The organism is Streptomyces sp. BA2, assembly GCF_009769735.1.
Taxonomy (GTDB): Bacteria; Actinomycetota; Actinomycetes; order Streptomycetales; family Streptomycetaceae; genus Streptomyces.
Genome location: NZ_WSRO01000002.1, coordinates 379,592 through 398,534, shown reverse-complemented (window position 1 = coordinate 398,534; position 18,943 = coordinate 379,592). Strand labels below are relative to the sequence as shown.

General features: G+C 68.9%; 14 protein-coding genes and 2 pseudogenes. 12 read left to right on the top strand and 4 right to left on the bottom strand.

The genetic code is table 11. The annotated features are described in order from the left end of the window. Positions 1–79 precede the first annotated feature (79 nt). The 3 genes from E5671_RS04505 to ku all read right to left on the bottom strand — a co-directional run bounded on the left by E5671_RS04505 (position 80) and on the right by ku (position 4,360). A complete protein-coding gene (locus E5671_RS04505) occupies positions 80–2,614 on the bottom strand; it encodes an ATP-dependent Clp protease ATP-binding subunit (protein ID WP_160502548.1) in 2,535 nt (844 codons plus the stop codon). Between the two features lie 77 nt (positions 2,615–2,691). Next, positions 2,692–3,180: a DUF5709 domain-containing protein gene (locus E5671_RS04500; protein ID WP_160502547.1), complete on the bottom strand. Its 489-nt coding sequence runs from the start codon at positions 3,178–3,180 to the stop codon at positions 2,692–2,694. A 124-nt stretch (positions 3,181–3,304) separates the two neighbouring features. Beyond that, on the bottom strand, positions 3,305–4,360 hold the full coding sequence (gene ku, locus E5671_RS04495; protein ID WP_160502546.1) for a non-homologous end joining protein Ku: 1,056 nt from the start codon (positions 4,358–4,360) through the stop codon (positions 3,305–3,307). 306 nt (positions 4,361–4,666) lie between these two features. Here ku and E5671_RS04490 point away from each other — a divergent pair. The 11 genes and pseudogenes from E5671_RS04490 to E5671_RS04440 all read left to right on the top strand — a co-directional run. Continuing rightward, a pseudogene (locus E5671_RS04490) lies at positions 4,667–5,248 on the top strand (FAD-binding oxidoreductase); the annotation flags it as partial. A gap of 41 nt (positions 5,249–5,289) precedes the next feature. Further along, positions 5,290–7,092 carry a thiamine pyrophosphate-requiring protein gene (locus tag E5671_RS04485; RefSeq protein WP_160502545.1) on the top strand — a complete coding sequence of 601 codons (1,803 nt, stop codon included), beginning with the start codon at positions 5,290–5,292 and terminating at the stop codon, positions 7,090–7,092. A 113-nt stretch (positions 7,093–7,205) separates the two neighbouring features. Then, a complete protein-coding gene (locus E5671_RS04480) occupies positions 7,206–9,014 on the top strand; it encodes a glycoside hydrolase family 15 protein (RefSeq protein WP_160509979.1) in 1,809 nt (602 codons plus the stop codon). A 140-nt stretch (positions 9,015–9,154) separates the two neighbouring features. Continuing rightward, on the top strand, positions 9,155–10,135 hold the full coding sequence (locus E5671_RS04475) for a TIGR03557 family F420-dependent LLM class oxidoreductase (RefSeq protein ID WP_160509978.1): 981 nt from the start codon (positions 9,155–9,157) through the stop codon (positions 10,133–10,135). A gap of 240 nt (positions 10,136–10,375) precedes the next feature. After that, positions 10,376–11,491 carry an acetate/propionate family kinase gene (locus E5671_RS04470; protein ID WP_336605662.1) on the top strand — a complete coding sequence of 372 codons (1,116 nt, stop codon included), beginning with the start codon at positions 10,376–10,378 and terminating at the stop codon, positions 11,489–11,491. Between the two features lie 96 nt (positions 11,492–11,587). Next, a complete protein-coding gene (locus tag E5671_RS04465) occupies positions 11,588–12,271 on the top strand; it encodes a dienelactone hydrolase family protein (RefSeq protein WP_160502543.1) in 684 nt (227 codons plus the stop codon). Beyond that, the gene (locus tag E5671_RS04460; RefSeq protein ID WP_336605661.1) at positions 12,216–13,622 is read left to right on the top strand and encodes an erythromycin esterase family protein; all 1,407 of its coding nucleotides are present in this window, start codon (positions 12,216–12,218) and stop codon (positions 13,620–13,622) included. Before E5671_RS04465 ends, E5671_RS04460 begins: the two co-directional genes overlap by 56 nt. Before the next feature lie 222 nt (positions 13,623–13,844). Beyond that, positions 13,845–14,507: a phosphoribosyltransferase gene (locus E5671_RS04455; protein WP_160502542.1), complete on the top strand. Its 663-nt coding sequence runs from the start codon at positions 13,845–13,847 to the stop codon at positions 14,505–14,507. A 495-nt stretch (positions 14,508–15,002) separates the two neighbouring features. Next, positions 15,003–15,221 (top strand): annotated as a pseudogene (locus tag E5671_RS04450) (transposase); the annotation flags it as partial. Next, complete coding sequence (locus E5671_RS04445) at positions 15,218–15,646, top strand: hypothetical protein (protein WP_160502541.1); 429 nt, start codon at positions 15,218–15,220, stop codon at positions 15,644–15,646. The pseudogene E5671_RS04450 and the gene E5671_RS04445, both read left to right, overlap by 4 nt. A gap of 103 nt (positions 15,647–15,749) precedes the next feature. Beyond that, positions 15,750–15,965 carry a hypothetical protein gene (locus tag E5671_RS04440; protein ID WP_160502540.1) on the top strand — a complete coding sequence of 72 codons (216 nt, stop codon included), beginning with the start codon at positions 15,750–15,752 and terminating at the stop codon, positions 15,963–15,965. Between the two features lie 45 nt (positions 15,966–16,010). Here E5671_RS04440 and E5671_RS04435 read toward each other — a convergent pair whose 3' ends face one another. Beyond that, the gene (locus E5671_RS04435) at positions 16,011–17,882 is read right to left on the bottom strand and encodes a transketolase (RefSeq protein ID WP_160502539.1); all 1,872 of its coding nucleotides are present in this window, start codon (positions 17,880–17,882) and stop codon (positions 16,011–16,013) included. A 400-nt stretch (positions 17,883–18,282) separates the two neighbouring features. On the opposite strand from E5671_RS04435, the gene E5671_RS04430 reads away from it, so the two are divergent. Further along, positions 18,283–18,909: an SH3 domain-containing protein gene (locus E5671_RS04430; protein ID WP_160502538.1), complete on the top strand. Its 627-nt coding sequence runs from the start codon at positions 18,283–18,285 to the stop codon at positions 18,907–18,909. Positions 18,910–18,943: the final 34 nt, after the last annotated feature.

Here is an 18,943-nt window from a genome sequence, read left to right as displayed (position 1 = left end):
GACGGTGGGCTCGTCGTGGTGCGGGACCGTGGTGGGTTGCTCGGCGCCTCTCGTCCAGGTTCTGGAGGTTCTGGCATCGTCACGCCTCGCGCGGTGTCGCGTCCTGGGCAGGGCGGATGGTCAGCGCGTCGTCGTCGACGTCCACCAGGGCCCGGCTCCCGGCGGCCAGTTGCCCGTCCAGGAGCAGGCGCGAGAGGCGGTTGTCCACCTCGCGCTGGATGGTGCGGCGCAGCGGACGGGCGCCGTACTCAGGCTGGTGACCGCGCTGTGCGAGCCAGTCCACCGCGGCGGGGGAGAAGTCGATGGTGATGTCCTGGGCGTGCAGCCGGCGCCGGGTCTCTTCCAGGAGCAGATCGGTGACCTGTCGCAACTGCTCGCCGCTGAGCCGCCGGAAGATGACGACCTCGTCGATGCGATTGAGGAACTCCGGCCTGAAGTGCTCGCGCAGCGGCCGCAGCACCTGCTCGCGCCGGGCCTCCTCGTCGGAGTCGGAGCCGTCCGCTCGGAAGCCGAGTGCCGCGCCTCGCCCGGTGATCGCCTCGGAGCCCAGGTTGCTGGTCATCACGATGACGGTGTTGGTGAAGTTCACCGTGCGGCCCTGGGCGTCGGTCAGCCGCCCGTCGTCCAGTACCTGCAGAAGGATGTTGAAGACGTCGGGGTGGGCCTTCTCCACCTCGTCGAGCAGCAGCAGCGAGTACGGGTGGCGTCGTACGGCCTCGGTGAGCTGGCCCGCCTCCTCGTGGCCCACGTAACCGGGAGGCGCTCCGACGAGGCGGCTGACCGTGTGCCGTTCCTGGAACTCGCTCATGTCGAGCCGGACCATTCGCTCCTCGCTGCCGAACAGTGCCTCGGCCAGGGCCCGTGCGAGCTCCGTCTTGCCCACCCCGGTGGGGCCGAGGAAGAGGAAGCTGCCGATGGGCCGGTCGGGGCTCGACAGACCGGAGCGTGAGCGGAGGACCGCCTCGGCCACGGCGCTGACGGCCTCGTCCTGTCCGACGACGCGCTCGTGCAGATGCTGTTCCAGGCCGAGCAGGCGTTCCTTCTCCTCCTGGGTCAGGGTGCTGACGGGGATGCCCGTCTGGCGGGACACCACCTCGGCGATGTCGTCGGGGGCCACCTCGACAATCTGGCCGTCGCCAGGCTCGCGGGTTTGCCCCGCCTCGATCTTGCGGGCCAACTCGCTGATGCGGTCCCGCAGTTCGGTGGCACGTTCGTAGTTCTCCGCCGCTACCGCCTGGTCCTTGTCGCGGACCGCCTGCTCCATCTCGCGTTCCAGCGCGCGTACGTCCGTGCCCTTCGTGCGGGAGCGCAGACGCACCCGCGCCCCGGCCTGGTCCATGAGGTCGATGGCCTTGTCCGGCAGGAAACGCTCGGTCAGGTAGCGGTCGGACAGTTCCACGGCGGCGAGGAGGGCCTGGTCGGAGTAGCGCACCTGGTGGTGCGCCTCGTAGCGGTCGCGCAGCCCGCGCAGGATCTCCACCGCGTCCGCGGCCGTCGGCTCCGAGACGAGGATCGGCTGGAAGCGGCGGGCGAGGGCGGCGTCCTTCTCGATGTACCGCCGGTACTCCTCCAGGGTGGTCGCGCCGATCACGTGCAGTTCGCCCCGGGCCAGCGCGGGTTTGAGCATGTTGCCCGCGTCCATGGATCCGCCTTCGGAACCACCGCCGCCGGCTCCGACCACCGTGTGCAGTTCGTCGATGAAGACGATCACCTCGTCGGAGTGCGCGCGCACCTCGTTGATGATGCCGTTCAGCCGCTCCTCGAAGTCGCCGCGGTAGCGCGTGCCGGCCACGACGCCCGCCAGGTCGAGGGCGATGACACGGCGGTCGGCGAGGGTCTCCGGTACGTCACCGTCCACGATCCGCTGGGCAAGGCCTTCCACCACGGCGGTCTTCCCCACGCCCGCGTCGCCGATGAGCACCGGATTGTTCTTGCCCCGGCGCGAGAGCACCTCGATGGTCTGCTCGATCTCTTCCTCGCGGCCGATGACCGGGTCCACCCGGCCCTCCCCGGCCAGTGCGGTCAGGTCCCGCCCGTACTGGTCAAGGGTGGGCGTGGCGCCTCCTGAACCCTGTTGCCTCGGCTCGGCGGTGCCCGGCTGCCCCTGCGGGGCCTGTGGTGTGGAGCCGGGGTCGAAGCGCGCCGCGTTGAGGATGTGTCCGGCGGCGCTGTCGGGATTGGCGGCGAGCGCCATGACGATGTGCTCGGGGCCGATGTAGCCGGCCCCGACGGCTCGCGCCACGTCATGTGCGTCGAGCAGTGCCCGCTTGACGGCGGGTGTGAGCGCCACCGCCTGAGGGGCCGTGACGCCTCCGGCCTCTCCGGCGTGCCGGTCGATCTCGGCGGCGATGGTCTCGGGGTCGGCTCCCGAGCGCTCGATCAGACCGCGCGTGGGTTCGAGGGTGAGGGCCGCCCGCAGCAGGTGCTCGGTGTCGAGGTTGCTCTGGCCGTGGTCGGCGGCGTACGAGGCTGCCGTGGTCACCAGTTGCCGGGCGGGCCCGCTCATGAGCCTGCCGATGTCGATCTGCCGTCGGCCGTTGCCGAAGAAGCGTGCGAAGAGCTCTCCGAAGGGATCCTGTCCAAAACCCTCGGGACCCGGGAAACCGCTGCTCATGCTCGTCCATTCCGACGCCCCGGCCGACCGGGACGCGCTCGTGCGTCGTCGTGTGGAGTGCCTGTCGCCGGACACCGTCAGTCCGGGCCGCCCTGAGCCGGTGGGAGGTCCTCGTCGGGCACGACGTGGACCGCCGCTTCCTCGGCACCGGCAGCGCCGCCGTCTACGCCCTCGTCCGTGGCCACGGCCTGCGCGGTGGTGTCGGGGTGAGCGCCTTCGTCGGGGGCCACCAGGCGGCCGGCACGGGCTTTGCCGGCTTCCGGGTCGACGGGCTCGCCCGCGCCGCCGGGCAGGTCGCCGACGCCGTCACCGCCGGGCGCCGCCGCGTCGGGCGTCTCCTGTCGGAGGCGTTCGTCGAGCGACTCGCCCTCGTGCTGTTCCGTAGCGGTGGTGCCCGTTCTGGTGACGCCCAGCGGCTTCTCGGGCGGCGAGTAGCCTTCGTCGAGCATGTCGTCGTACGTACGCTCGTCCACCGCGTTGTCGAGATCCAGCGGCGCCGCGTCCTCCTGCTCCTCGTTGTCACCGGTGGGCTGGTAGGCGTCGTCCGCCCTGTTCTGGTCGCTCATGACCACCTCGCGCTTCGGGGGTGCGGAATGTCGCGCTTCGCCCTCTGATCGTCGCGCGTCGGTGCTCGAAGTGCCCGCGAAGCACAGCGCCAAACGCGCGGGTCTCAGGTGGCCGGTCGGGCGATCAGGACGTGGCCTTGTGCTGCCGCGTGCCGCGAAGAGACTCAAGAAGTTCCTCCCGGTTCATGGAGGAGCGGCCTTGGACCGAGGCATCCGCGGCCCGCTGGTAGAGCTCCGCCTTGGTCAGTTCGTCGAGCGACGCGGGCTTGTGGCTCGCTTTCCGCTTCCCGCCACCTGAGGTCCGACGCTTGGCGGCGGCGTCGCGAATGCGGCTCGGGGCCGAGGCCTTCTTATCGGCGTTGTCGGCCTTGTCGGCGCGCTTCTTGCCGCCGCCTCCCGCGGGCTTCTTCGCCCGGTCGACGCTCGCCTTCAGGGCGTCCATGAGGTCGATGACGTTGGTGGACTCCGCGGGGGGCTCCGCCTTCTCCACGGCCTCGCCCTTGCGCTTGGCCTCGATGAGAGCGGCCACCTGCTCCTGGTAGGTGTCGTGGAAGTCGTCGGGGTTCCAGTCGATGCGGAGCGTGTCCACGAGTTGGCGTGCCATCTTCAGCTCGCGGTCGGTGAGCTTCGTCTTACCGGGCAGGTTGTCGATCTCTTCGTGAGGGTCACGGATCTCGTCGGCCCAGTGGAGGGTGTGCAGCGTCAGGAGACCTGCCTCGGCCTTCAATGCGACCAGATACTGGTGATTACGCATCACGAAGGTGGCGATCCCTGCCCGGTCCGCCTCGGCGAGCGCCTTTTCGAGCAGGGCGTAGACCTTGGTGTACTCCTTGCCTTTGGGGCCGAGGTAGTACGTCTTGTCGAAGAAGATCGGCTCGATCTCCTCCAGGTCGACGAAGCCCGTGATCTCCAGAGCCTTGGAGCGCCCCGGCGCGATGTCGTCCAGTTCGTCGGGCTCGATCAGCACGTACTCGTCACCGGCGTCGAAGGCCTTGACGATCTCGTCGAGAGGGACTTCTTCGCCGGTGCGTTCGTTCACCCGTCTGTTGCGCACCCGGTCGGAGGTGCCGCGCTGCAACTGGTGGAAGCGCACGGTGTGGCTGTCCGTGGCGGTGAACATCTGGACGGGCAGGGACACGAGACCGAAGGTCAACGTTCCGCTCCACACTGGACGTGCCATGTCGTGACGCCCCTTTCTGCCTCTCCCATGGCACCCCGGTGGATGGCTCGTCGCATCCGGGGAGGAGCCACTGCCGCATGTTTCCTCGGGCGCCCGCGCGGATACCCGGCGTGCGCACCGCCGCTGACCGGCCGCGTGCCGGTGCCGCTGGGCAGCGGGGCGTAGGTGCGCTCGCCGAGTTCCGGTTGTCGGACCACGCGCCAAGGGAGTGAATGAATTCATGAGAACGTCGCCAGGTCCCGGCGCCGGCGCGGGAGGCACAGGGTGAAGGATGTGTCCCTGGACGCCGCCGGTCTGGAGCGAGCGCTGCCGGAGAACGAGGACGTGCGCCGGCTCGCCAAGCAGTTCAGGACGTTCTCCGAACTGCTCGTCAACGACGCCCCCGACAGCTGGCGTCCGCCGCGGCTCGCCTGTGCCGCCACCGTGCAGACCCACTGCCATCAGCACGCCGTGTTGAAGGACGACGCGGACCGGGAACTGCTGCGCCGTGCGGGCATCGAGGCCGACGTGCTCGACGCGGGATGCTGCGGTCTCGCGGGCAACTTCGGTTTTGAACGTGATCACCGCGAGGTGTCGATGGCGGTCGGTGAGCTCGCTGTCCTGCCCGCTGTGCGCGAGACCGCGCCCAGCGCTCTGGTGATCGCCGACGGTTTCAGCTGCCGGACCCAGATCGAGCAGGGCGCGACCGGCCGCCGGGCGCTGCATCTGGCGGAAGTCCTGGCCCTTGGCCTGGACGGCCCGCTCCCGGCCGACCATCCGGAGAAGGTCAGCTCCCGCCCCGCCGTCCCGTCCTGGGCCCCACGCACGGTCACCGCCTCTTTGCTGGCCGCCCTTGCTGCGACAGCGGCTGTCGGCGCGACCGCTCTGGCACGTCGGCATCGTCGCTGACGGCCCCCATCCGCCCCGCCACCTAGAGAAGGGCCAACCCTGTGTCCACGAAAGTCTCCGACTACATCCTTCAGCGACTGCGTGAATGGGAGGTCGAGCGGGTTTTCGCCTACGCCGGAGACGGCATCAACGGTCTGCTCGCCGCCTGGGAGCGAGCGGACAACAAGCCGCAGTTCATTCAGTCCAGGCACGAGGAGATGTCAGCCTTCGAGGCGGTCGGATACGCGAAGTTCTCCGGCAAGGTGGGTGTGTGCGCGGCGACCTCGGGGCCGGGAGCGATCCATCTCCTGAACGGCCTGTACGACGCGAAACTCGACCACGTGCCCGTGGTCGCGATCGTCGGACAGACCAACCGCTCCGCCATGGGCGGCTCCTACCAGCAGGAAGTCGACCTGGTGAGTCTCTACAAGGACGTCGCCTCCGACTTCTGCGAAATGGTGACGGTCCCCGAGCAGCTCCCCAACGCCATCGACAGGGCCATGCGTACCGCATACGCACGACGGACGGTGACCGCGATCATCATCCCGGCCGACGTGCAGGAGCTGGACTACTCACCGCCCACCCACGCGTTCAAGATGGTGCCTTCCAGCCTGGGAATGGCCTCGTACGCGCCCGTTCCCGCCGCGGCCGAGATCACCAGGGCCGCCGAAGTGCTGAACGCGGGAGAGAAGGTGGCCGTTCTCATCGGCCAGGGCGCGCGTGGTGCCCGCGCCGAGGTCGAGGCGCTCGCCGAGAAACTGGGTGCCGGGATCGCCAAGGCGCTGCTGGGCAAGGACGCGCTGCCGGACGATCTGCCGTACGTGACCGGGTCGATCGGCCTCTTGGGTACCCGCCCTTCGTACGAGCTCATGCAGGACTGCGACACGCTGCTCGTCATCGGCTCCAGCTTCCCGTACACCCAGTTCATGCCCGAACTTGACCAGGCCCGCGCCGTACAGATCGACATCGATCCGCACATGATCGGGCTGCGCTACCCCTTCGAGGTCAACCTGGTGGGCGACGCCAAGGAGACACTCAACGCCCTTTTGCCACAGCTGAAGAAAAAGAAGCACGGCTCCTGGCGGAAGAAGATCGAGAAGGACACGGCGCGCTGGTGGAAGGTCATGGAACGACGGGCCGGCGTGGAGGCCGACCCCATCAACCCCGAGTACGTCGTGCACACACTCGACGCCCTCCTGCCGAACGATGTGATCCTCGCCGCCGACTCCGGCTCCGCCGCGAACTGGTACGCCCGGCATCTGCGTATGCGCGGAACGATGCGCGGCTCACTCTCCGGCACCCTGGCCACCATGGGGCCCGGTGTCCCGTACGTGATCGGCGCGAAGTTCGCCCACCCCGAGCGCCCCGCCATCGCGATCGTGGGAGACGGTGCCATGCAGATGAACGGGATGGCCGAACTCATCACCATCGCCAAGTACTGGGCCGAGTGGCAGGATCCGCGGCTGGTCGTGGCGGTGCTCAACAACCAGGACCTCAACCAGGTCACCTGGGAGATGCGGGCGATGTCCGGTGCCCCGCAGTTCCTGCCCTCGCAGGCGCTGCCCGACGTGCCCTACGCCGACTTCGCCCGGTCCATCGGACTCGATGGGGTGCGCGTGGAGAAGCCGGGCGACGTGGAGGCGGCCTGGCATCGCGCGCTCGGCGCGGACCGGCCCTTCGTCATCGACTTCCGCACCGACCCGGCGGTGCCGCCGATTCCCCCGCACGCCAGTCTCGACCAGATCGAAGCCGCCGCGTCGGCCATCGTCAAGGGTGACAGCGACCGGGTCGGCATGATCCGGCAGGGGTTCAAGGCCAAGGTGCAGGAAATGCTGCCGGGGCGCGGCTCCGGTGGCTCGGGCTGACCTTGCGACGTGAAGCTGCCGAGCGCTACCGCATCTCCTGACAGCCCCTCAACTCAGGTCCAGGACTTCGACCAACTCAGGCCAAGGACTTCGACCGGAGAGGACGCCACGTGATGTTCACGCCGGACACCGGCGACACCGGCCCCGTTTTCGCTCCGCACGTGCTGCGGGAGTACGCGCTGCTGGCCGACGGCGAACGGGGCGCTCTGATCGGCCCGCACGGGGACATCGCGTGGATGTGCGCGCCCCGGTGGGACTCCGACGCCGTGTTCTCGGCGCTCGTGGGAGGCGGCGGCAGCTACGCCGTCACGCCGCTCGACCCGCGGCACGTGTGGGGCGGCTTCTACGAGACGGGCAGCCTGATCTGGCACAGCCGCTTCATCACCGGCGAAGGGCCCGTCGAATGCCGGGAAGCCCTCGCCTTCCCCGGTGAGAGCGACCGCGTGGTGCTGCTGCGCCGGATCCTGGCGACGGACTGCCCCGCACGGGTACGGATTGTGCTGGAGCCCCGCGGCGCGTTCGGCGGCGACAGCAGCCACGACGTCCGACAGCACCATGATCTGTGGAGTGGAAAGACAGGCCCGCTGAACTGGCGCTGGAGCGGTGCTGCGGAGGCGCGGGCGACTCGTACCCCGGACGGTGGCGGCGAAGTGCTCACCTTCGAACTGACCGTGCCTCCGGGCCGGCACCACGACCTCGTCCTGGAGCTGTCGCCCAACGCGCTGTCCGACGAACCGGTGCAGTCCGACGCGGCATGGGCCGCCACCGAGGCCTCTTGGGCGCGGAACTGTCCCACGCCCCCCGAGACCATCGCGACGCGAGACGCCCACCATGCCCTCGCCGTCCTGCGCGGCCTGACCAGCAGGAGCGGCGGCATGGTCGCCGCCGCCACGATGTGCCTGCCCGAACGCGCGGGCGCGGGCCGCAATTACGACTACCGCTATGCGTGGATCCGCGACCAGTGCTACGCGGGCATCGCAGCCGCCGGCGTCGGTGCCACCGGCCTTGTCGACTCAGCGGTCGGCTTCGTCTCGGCCAGACTTCTCCAGGACGGGCCGGAGCTCAAACCCGCCTACACCGTCAGCGGCCGCGCGGTGCCCTCCGAGCAGACTCTGGACCTGCCCGGCTACCCCGGAGGAACCGACAAGATCGGCAACTGGGTCAACCAGCAGTTCCAACTCGACACGTACGGCGAGGCCCTGCAACTGCTGGCCACCGCGGGCCATTCAGGCCGACTGGATCCCGACGGCCGGCGCGCCGTGCACGTCGCCGTCACCGCGGTCGAACAGCTGTGGAACCGGCCTGATGCCGGCATCTGGGAGATCGACGACCGGCACTGGACTCACTCCAAGCTGAGCTGTGTGGCCGGCCTGCGCGCGGTCGCCGCCCTGCCCGGCGCCGGCCGGGAAGTCGGTCGCCTCACCTCACTCGCCGACACGATCCTCGCCGACACGGCACGTACCAGCCTGCACCCCGATGGCCACTGGAAGCGGGCGGCGGACATGCCGGGTGTCGACGCGTCGCTTCTGATGCCGCCCGTTCGCGGCGCATTGCCGGGCGACGATCCCCGTACCGTTGCCACCTTGCGCGCCGTACGGCGGGAACTGGCCCGCGACGAGTACGTCTACCGCTTCCGCCATGACGACGGGCCGCTGGCCGAGGCCGAGGGCGCGTTCCTGCTGTGCGGTTTCCTGATGGCGCTGGCCGAGCACCAGCAAGGCAACACGGCGCGCGCTCTGCGCTTCTTCGAACGCAACCGGGCGGCCTGCGGCCCGCCCGGTCTGTTCGCCGAGGAGTACGACATCATCCAGCGGCAGCTGCGCGGCAACCTCCCGCAGGCCTTCGTGCACGCTCTGCTCCTGGAGTGCGCCGCGCGTCTCAGCGAGGACCCGCCACCACCGGCACAGCGCGAGCGCGGGTAGGCCGAGGACCAGAAGGGAGTCGCCCTGGATTGGCCCCCACTCCGTCGGCGGTATCAACGCATGCGCGTGTTATGTCCAAATGTCGGTGGGTACCGGAGGTGGACGAAAGCAGCGCTGACATGCGAGGAGACGAGGAGCACATGAAGATCGGCTACAAGCTGGCCGCCGAGGCGTTCGGCCCGTCGGAACTGGTGCGGCAGGCGGTTCTCGCGGAGCAGGCGGGTTTCGACTTCGTAGAGATCAGCGACCACTACCATCCCTGGCTCGACGTTCAGGGGCATTCACCGTTCGCCTGGACGGTCCTAGGCAGCATCGCGGCCAGGACCGAACGGATCGAGCTGGCGACCGGCGTGACGTGCCCGACGGTGCGCTACCACCCGGCGATCATCGCTCAGGCCGCCGCCACTCTCGCCCTGCTGTCGGAGGGACGTTTCGTGCTCGGCCTGGGCTCGGGCGAACGGCTCAACGAGCACGTGACCGGTGTCGGCTTTCCGGACGCCGTCTCCACCCGGCACGAAATGCTCAAGGAGGCCCTGGAGATCATCCGGCTGCTGTGGAGCGGCGGATACCGCTCCTATGAGGGAAAGCACCTGCGGCTGGAGGACGCCAGGGTCTTCGACCTCCCCAAGGAGCTGCCGCTGATCGCGGTCGCCGCCAGCGGCAAGCCGTCGACGCGGCTCGCCGCGGAGTTGGGCGACGGCCTGTTCGCCACGGAGGACAAGCCGGAGATCGTCCAGGGGTATCGGGACGCCGGCGGTGACGGTCCGCGGTACGCGGAGGTGCCGATGGCGTGGGCGCCCGATGCGCACACCGGAGCGAAGGCCGCCCTGGAGACGTCGCGTTGGGCCCTGACCGGATGGAAGGTCATGAGCGAGCTGCCCAACCCGGTCAACTTCGACGCCGCGACCTCGACCGTGCGCGAGGACGACATCCTGCAGAAGTTCGCCTGCGGCACGGATCCCGCACGGTACGTCGAGGTGGCGCAGAAGTTCGTGGACGCGGGCTTCGACAGGCTGGTCATGCAGAACGCAGGACCCGATCCCGACGGTTTCGTCGATTTCTACCAGCGAGAACTCGAAGCGCGCATGCGGCAGCTCCGGCCGAGCCACAGCACGGGCTGACGTCGGCCCCGGGTCGGCCTGCCGCGCTGTCGACGCGCAGCCGTACCTGCTCCTTCAGCCGCTGGAGGCTCCGGTCGAGACCAGGGCGGCCAAGTTATGGATCCGGCGGACCACAGGAGGCCGCGTAACGCGTCCCGCCGGGCCGGGTCGGGTACCTCGGTGCCGCGGCCTGCACGCTCGGCCCCCGGGGACGCACTGCTTCTCGCCGCGTGCTGCCGGAGACCGCAGGAAAGGATCAATGTGCGCGCACAGAGCAACACCCCCGTCCTGGTGGCCGATGCGGGCTCGTCGAGCCTGCGCCTGACCGTGTTCGGTGCGGACGGCAACGTTCTCGCCGAACACCACAGTGACTCTCCGCCCGGCGACGACGTTTCGGGCCCGTTGAGGAAGCTGCTGGACGCAGCTCCCGCCCCCACGGCCGTCGGACATCGCATCGTCCATGGCGGACCGGAACTGTGCGACCACACCGTGGTCGACGCCGAGGTCCGCGCCGTCCTGGAGCAGGTGGCCGATCTCGCGCCGCTGCACGTCCCGCCCGCCCTCACGGTTCTGGACGCGGCCCGGGAGCTGTTGCCCGACGTCCCGCACGTCGCCTGCTTCGACACCGTCTTCCACACCGGTCTGCCTGCTGCCGCGCGGGAATACGCGGTGCCGGCCACCTGGCGCGAGGACTACGGGCTGCGCCGCTACGGCTTCCACGGGCTTTCCTACGCCTGGGCGCTCGGTCAGGCCGCCGGTCTCCTGGGCCGCCGCCCCGAACAGCTTCACCTGGTGATCGCTCACCTCGGCGGGGGCTGCTCCGCATGCGCGGTGCGCGATGGGCGCAGCGTCGACACGACGATGGGATTCACCCCGCTGGAGGGGCTGGTGATGAGCCGTCGCAGCGGCAGCGTCGACCCCGGCGCCCTGACATGGCTGCAGACCCGGCACCACCTGCCCGCGGAGGACGTGGAGAACGCGCTGAACCACGAGTCCGGGCTGCTCGCCCTTTCCGGCACGTCGGACGACACGCGAGACCTGGTGCGCAGCCGAGCGGCGGGGGATGAGCGTGCCGCGCTCGCCCTGGACGTCTTCACTCATCACTGCCGTCGTGGCATCGCCGAAATGACCGCGTCCCTGGACCGGCTCGACGCCCTGGTCTTCACCGGGGAAATCGGCGAGGACCAGCCCGAGGTGCGCGAGGATGTGTGCGCCCGGCTCACCACGCTCGGCCTCACGGGTGATCTGCGGGCGCTGGTCGCCGAACGCCCCGAGATCGTCAGCACACCCGGGGCGCGGGTCCCGGTCATCGTCGTACCCACCGGAGAGGCTCAACAGGTCGACAGGGAGACCCGATCCCGGTTGGCCCGCCGCTGAGACGGAGCCGCCTTTCCTTCTCCGCCGGAGCGACCAGTCTCCGAGTCCCGATCCCCGATCCGGCGAGCCCCGGCAGCGTCACAGACAGGAGCAGACATGGGATCCGAGTCCGTGAAGATCCCCTCGCACGACACAACCCTGGACGGTGACCTCACCGTCCCTCCAGGGGCAAGGGGCATGGTCCTGTTCGCGCACGGCAGCGGCAGCTCGCGCCTCAGCCCCCGCAATCGTGCTGTCGCCGACGGTCTGAACCGGGCGGGGTTCGGCACGCTGCTGCTCGATCTGCTGACCGAGGACGAGGAGCGCGACGACATGGCAACCGGTCGGCATCGCTTCGACATCGGCCTACTCGCCCGGCGCTTGGCGGACACCGTCGACTGGCTTGAGCAGAAGCCGGACACGGCGCAGCTGCCCGTGGGCCTGTTCGGGGCCAGCACGGGAGCGGGCGCCGCACTCGTCGCGGCGGCCGAACGGCCCCGGCGGGTGGGCGCCGTGGTGTCCCGGGGCGGACGGCCGGACCTGGCAGGGGAGGCGCTGCCTCTGGTCCGCGCGCCGGTCCTGCTCGTCGTCGGCGGTGACGACGCGACGGTCCTCGACCTCAACCGGCAGGCAGCACAGCAAATGTCGGCAGTCCACGAGATTCACGTCGTGCACGGCGCCACGCATCTTTTCCCGGAACCCGGTGCGCTGGAACAGGTCACCGAGGCCGCCGCCGAATGGTTCCGTGACCACCTGGCCGATGGAGCAGCAGCCGATGCAGCCGATGAACACCTCAGCTGATACCGGACCGGGCGCGGACGAGCAGCTCGCCATCCGACGTGACGCACTGGAGCTGTCCGACCCCGCATCGCTCGACCCTTTGCTGGAGCGGATCGGCGATGCCCCGTACGTACTGCTCGGGGAGGCGTCTCATGGCACCGCGGAGTTCTACCGGTGGCGGGCCGCGCTGACCCGGCGACTGATCGAGGAGAAGGGGTTCTCCTTCGTCGCGGTCGAGGGGGACTGGCCGGACTGTCTGGCGGTGCACTGCTCGGTGACCGGCGCCCAGGGCGCGCCCGATGACGCGCGTGAGGTGCTGGAGGGTTTCGCCCGCTGGCCGCAGTGGATGTGGGCGAACACTGAGATGGTGGACTTCACCCGTTGGCTGCGGCAGCACAACGACCGTCTCCCGGTCGGCGACCGCGTCGGCTTCTTCGGTCTCGACGTCTACAGCCTGTGGGAGTCCCTGCGGGCCATTCTCGATCACCTGAGCATCCATGACCCCGAGCGTGTGGCCGAGGCACTGGAGACGTACCTGTGCTTCGAACCGTATGACCAGGACCCGCAGGAGTACGCCCTGGCGACCAGGCTGGTTCCCTCCGGTTGTGAATCGGAGGTGCTGTCTCTACTGGTCGAGATGCGCCGCAGGGCAGAGGAGACCGGCACGCCGGACGGTCTGGTGGAGTTCGCGGCCCGGCAGAACGCGGAGGTGCTGGCAGGAGCCGAGGCGTACTACCGGGCGATGGTGGGCGGAGGGCCCGAGTCGTGGAACATCCGCGACCACCACATGGCCGACACCCTCGACCGTCTCAAGGAGCATTACGGCCCCGGCTCCAAGGTCGTGGTGTGGGAACACAACACCCACGTCGGCGATGCGAGAGCCACTGACATGGCCGACGCGGGCATGGTCAACGTCGGCCAGTTGGTGCGCGAGCGCCACGGGGAGGAGCAAGCGGTCCTGGTGGGGTTCGGCTCCTACGAGGGGACCGTCATCGCGGCGGACTCCTGGGGAGCCCGCCCCCGCGTCCTGAGCGTGCCACCCGCACCGGAGGGAAGCCTGGAGCAGCGCATGCACCAGGCACTCCCCGGTCAGCAAGCGCTCTTCCTGTTCGGCCCCGACCCCGACCTCGACCCCGACCACGGCTTCCGAGCAGGGGGCGAAGGTGCGAACTGGTCGGAGCACGAGCGCGACCACCGGGCCATCGGCGTCGTCTACCGTCCGAGCCGAGAGCGCTGGGGCAATTACGTCGCCACCCGCCTCGCCCAGCGATACGACGCCTTCCTGTACCTGGACCGCACCACCGCACTCACCCCTCTGCACAGCGACCGGACCGACACGGCCGAAGAGGAGACCTGGCCGACGGGGATGTGACCATCGCGGCAAAGAGCTGATCGCCTCGGTTTGGGCGAGGCCGCGAAGGAAACCCCGGGCGGAGGCCGAAGATCCGGGAGCGGCCGCGCGCCCGAGGCGGAGCGCGGTTACGTTGAAAGCCGCGGGCCCCAGAGCCGTGGCCGCAAGGCGTACGCCGCCGGAGAAGACGGCAATGACGATGACCCTTCAGTCCCTCCGAGGGAGAGAGGCAGGCATCAGGTAATGCGATTTCAGAATCGCCAAGTAGCAGGCCAGGAACTCGGCCTTCGGCTCATGGAGTGGGCATCCGAAGGCGAACTCCCGCATGCCGTGGTCCTCGCGCTGCCCCGCGGCGGCGTACCGGTGGCAGTCGAAGTAGCGCGCGCCCTCAGAGCCCCTCTGGATGTGCTCGTCGCGCGGAAGATCGGCATCCCTGGAAGGCCGGAGACTGGCGTCGGTGCGATCGTGGGTGATGACCCACCGCTCTTCGACCGGCGGGCGCTGGAAATGCTGGGCCTCGACGAGGATCGCCTCGCCCAGGACGTGGCCCGTGAACGCCATGAACTGAAGCGCCGCGAACAGCTCTACCGTGGGGACCGGCCCATGCCGGACATCAAGAACCGCAATGTAATCGTCGTCGACGATGGTTTGGCCACCGGAGCCACCGCCCGTGCCGCTCTCCGCCATCTCCGGAGCCTGGAACCGGCCCGGCTGATCCTCGCGGTTCCCGTCTGCGCTCCTGAGACCGCAGCAGGGATGCGCTCGGAAGGCGACGACATCGTCTGCCTCCAGCAACCGCCCGATTTCGGGGCAGTGGGCCTCTGGTACGAGGACTTCGAGCAAGTGAGCGACGACGAGGTCATCAAAGCCCTGAACGAACACCGCGCCACGACGCCCGACGCGTGACGGGCCTGCCGCCCCCGCCTCCGGGGCAGTTCGGGAGCAACACACCCCCGGAGATTGACTCAACAGCCCCGGATATTGGCTCACCACCTTCGGATCCGGACTCAACATCCAGGAGGAACTGACCATGACCGTCCCGCAGCCGCCTGGCAGGCCCGGCCCGACGCGCCCGGACCCGGTACCGCCGACCCCCACGCCCCCTTCGCCGCCTCCCGGCCCGCAACCGGGCCCGGCTCCGTCCCCGGTGCCCCCACCAGGCCCTGATCCCGTGCCCCCCGCGCCCCCCGGGCCGAGCCCGGTGCCGCCGGCGCCCGAGCCGCCCCGCCCGTGACGACAGCTGCAGGCGATCGGGTTTCCGGTCAGCAGAGGCCGTCGATGCCAATACCGGCGCCGTTGGACTTCCTGTGGCTGAGGCGTGATGCGGCGGATGGTCGATCGCACAGCGCGACCAGTCCAGATCCCCTTGCGCACCGAGCTCGCCAGGTACGCGCAGTCGACCGGATAGCCCGCAAGGGCGTCACCTCCTCGGCCAGGCTCGGCCGACACCGCTGGACCATCGAACGGACGATGAGCTGGCTCGGCGGTGTCCGCAGACCCCACCGCCGCTACGAACGCAAAGCTGAGCACTTCCTGGCCTTCGCCGGCATCGCGGCAATCCGTATCTGCTACGGCCGTCTGACCAGGGGGCGCACTGCTCGCTACCATCGCCACTCATGATCGCAGTGGTCGTCACCATCGGGCTGGCGTTCGTCGGCTATGTCGTCACCTACCTCAACGGCTTGCGTTTATCTCAGCGGCAAGAACACCTGGCGCGCGTGAACCGCCATGAGCCCCCGCCCACTCCAGAAGAGCTCACCGAGTGGCGACTGTGGGTCACTACCGTCTTCCTGCCGAACATCCAGGCCATGCGCGACCTGGTCATCAACCACGCGGACCTGTTGAGCGAACCAGAGATGCCGCCGCTTCTGCTCCAACTGTGCGCCCATGTAGCTGGGTATGAGATCACAGCCGCCCGGTGGATGCAGGGAAACCACGACCAGCACCTCTCGGTGGTGTCATTCCCCAGCGAGGAACTTGCCGCCTATTCGCGCCAGAGATTCTCCGCGCTGAAGAAGGAACAGGCCCGCCTGCTGGGGCAATGACAGGAGAGCTGACCAATTGCAACGACGTCTTGGTGCCAGATCCTAAGAAGCTCTCTTATCGCGAGGTGAAACGCTGCCCTCCCGGCTACCGCCAGGAGGCTCCGTGTCGAACACCTGCCGTGCGAAGAAGTACTTGCTCGCCGCCGCAGCGGCCGTCGTACTCGTAGCGACGACCGGAGCCGCCTTCCCTGGGCATAGCCCGTCCCATGCGGTCCGGGCGGCGTTGGCGCCGGCCGACACCGGGGGAGGGGTTCACAAGCTCATCCGCGATCAGATCGACCTCGACCTTGACTGGGACGACGAACGTCGTGGTCTGTGATCAGCCTGCGGGATCGGCCTGTGACAGCTGATGGAGCGCTTCGTTTTACCGCTGGAGGAGCGCGCGAGCTGCTTGGACGATGTGGGTGCGGGAGATGCCTGCCGCGTCGAGGAGTTCGGCGGTGGTGCCGGAGCCTGGCAGGTTGGTGACGGCGAGGTGGGTGAAGGCAGGGTGAGCCGGGATGGTGGCGAGGGCCGAGAGGACGGCTTCCCCGAGGCCGCCTTCGGGGTGATGGTCCTCGGCGACGAGGAAGGCGCCGGTGTCCTGTGCGGCCTCGGCGAGGGTAGCGGCGTCGATGGGCTTGACGGAGTACGCGTCAATGACGCGGGCCTGCACGCCTGCGGCGGCGAGGTCATCAGCGGCGGCGAGGCATTCGTGGAGGGTGACGCCCGCTCCGATGAGGGTGACTTGATCGTCGTCGCCGCGGCGCAGGGTCTTCGAACCCCCGACGGGGAAGCTCTCGTCGCCGGCGTACAGGACGGGGTAGGCGCCACGGGTGGTGCGCAGATAGGAGATGCCGTCGAGGTCTGCCATGGCCGCGGTCAGTGCCGTGGCGGAGGTGGCGTCGCTGGGATACAGGACGGTGGATCCGCGCACGGCGCGCATCATGGCGAGGTCTTCGACGCCCATCTGGGAGGGGCCGTCGGCGCCGATCTCCACTCCGCTGTGCGTTCCGCACAGAGCCATGGTGATCTCTGAAACGGCGGCCATGCGGATGAAGTCGTGCGCACGCGTCAGGAACGCGGCGAAGGTGGTCGCGTACGGGCGATATCCGCAGACCGCCATTCCTACGGCGTCGGCGATCATCTGCTGCTCGGCGATGAAGGTCTGAAAGTAGCGCTCGGGGTGTGCCTTCTTGAAGTCTTCGACGTGCGTGGAGTTACCGACCTCAGCGTCCAGGGCGACGACATCGGGACGGGCTCCAAGGGCGGCCAGCGCCTTGCCGAATGCGACACGGGTGGCCACCTGGTCGCCCACTTCAAAGCGGGGCAGCTCTACGGCGGCCGCTGCCGGAGCAGGAACGGGGGCAGCCTCAGGGGGCTGCGGGCCGTGCACCCGCAGATCACGGATCCCGCCCAGCTCCGCAATGGCGCGGTCGGCCAGATCCTCGGGCAGGGGCTTGCCGTGCCACCCTTCCTTGTCGGCGACTTCGCTCACGCCTTGGCCCTTGACGGTTTTGGCGACGATGACGGTGGGGGCCTGTCCGTCGGCGGCGGTGGTCAGGGCGCGGTCGATCGCCTCGAGGTCGTGGCCGTCGACGACCAGAGCGCGGCAGCCGAAGGCCTCGGCGCGGCGGGCGTAGGTGTCGGTGTCCCACTCAAGCTCGGTGGGGCCGCTCTGCCCCAGCCGATTGACGTCGATGAGGACGGTGAAGTTGGCGAGCTGATGATGCCCGGCCTTGTCCAAGGCTTCCCACACGGAGCCTTCGGCCATTTCACTGTCCCCGCACAACACCCAAACCCGGTATGGCTGCTTTGCCAGGTCCCGTCCGGCCAATGCGATGCCGACGCCGTATCCGATGCCCTGGCCCAGCGAACCGGTGGCCACATCCACCCAGGGCAGTTCCGGAGTGGGGTGTCCCTGCAAACGGTGCCCGAATCGGCGGTAGGTGGTCATCAGCTCCTTGTCGCTGACGACGCCGGCCGCTTTGAACATGGCGTACAGCAGGGGAGAGGCATGCCCCTTGGAGAAGACCAGGTGGTCGCCGGCCTGGTGGTCCGGGCTCTGCCAGTCGTAGCGAAGGTGGCGCGTCATCAGTACGGCCATCAGATCGGCGGCGGAGAGACTCGAGGTGGGATGCCCAGAACCCGCCGAAGTGCTGGCACGCACCGAGTCCATGCGCAGTTGCTGCGCGAGTTCGAAGACCTGGGGCAGGTCGCTTTCGGCATTGAGCGTGCTTTTCTGGTCGGTGCTCATGACGGGGCCTTTCCGGGGACGAGGCGGCGAATTAGTGGTTCCCGTTCCGGTTGCCGGGTCACGGCAGGACTAAACTTTGCCCTCATTCGGCGGGCCAGCCGGAGACGCCAGCTTGCCTGCCGCTTTGATAGCCGCAGCCCTCCGGGCCGGGTTCCGGGCGCATCGTCGGCAGGCGCGTACCACCTCGGGTACGGGATTGGACCGCGTACGGCGGCTACCTCGGTCACTGTTCGGTCTCTGTTCAGAAGGCCTGTCGGTTGATCACATCTCCTGCATTGCGGTGAAGGACCGCGCGTCGTGGGGCGGGTAATTCAATCTGTCCGGTGCTGGGCCTACGTTTCCTCCGCAGTGCGGAGTTCCGGGCTTCGCTCGGGGCCCGACCGCCTCAAAGGAGAAGGAAATGATGGTTCGCAAGGCGATGAGCGGTTGTACGGCGGTAGTTCTCGTCTCCGCGGCGATGACCGGCCTCGCGTATGCAGATGCCCCCACCGCGCCGGACCCGGGCGCGGCGGCAGCACCGCGGGTCACGGTCACCCCGACGACGGCCAAGCAGAAGACGACGGTCACGGTGAAGGTCGTGGGCGCTCCGAAAGCGTGCCGTTCCGTGCAGGCGCGGTCCGATGCCTTCGTCAAGGCAGTGGCGCTGGCGAAGAAGGGCAACCCGCCGGTGTATTCCGGCAAAGCAGGGGTGAAGGCGAATGCCGCCCCCGGTCCTCACCAGGTCGTGGTCGGGGGAGTCGGCTGCGGAAAGTGGGCGGCCAAGGCCAAGCTCACTCTTCTCGCACCGGCCCCGAAGCCGGTGAAGGGCAAGGTAATCTCAAAGGCCGGTGTCAACGTACGCCAGAAGCCCACCTCCAACTCGCGCATCACCGGGGCTTATCGCAGCGGACAGACCATCGACCTGATCTGCCGTAAGGCCGGTCAGCCCGTCGCCGGCAACCGCACCTGGTACCGGGTCAAGACGCCTCAGGGCTGGGTCACCGCTCGCTACGTAAAGGCCAACGGCGCGGTACCGATCTGCAAGTGAACGAACCGTCTGTGATCCATTCCCCGCTCCGCCC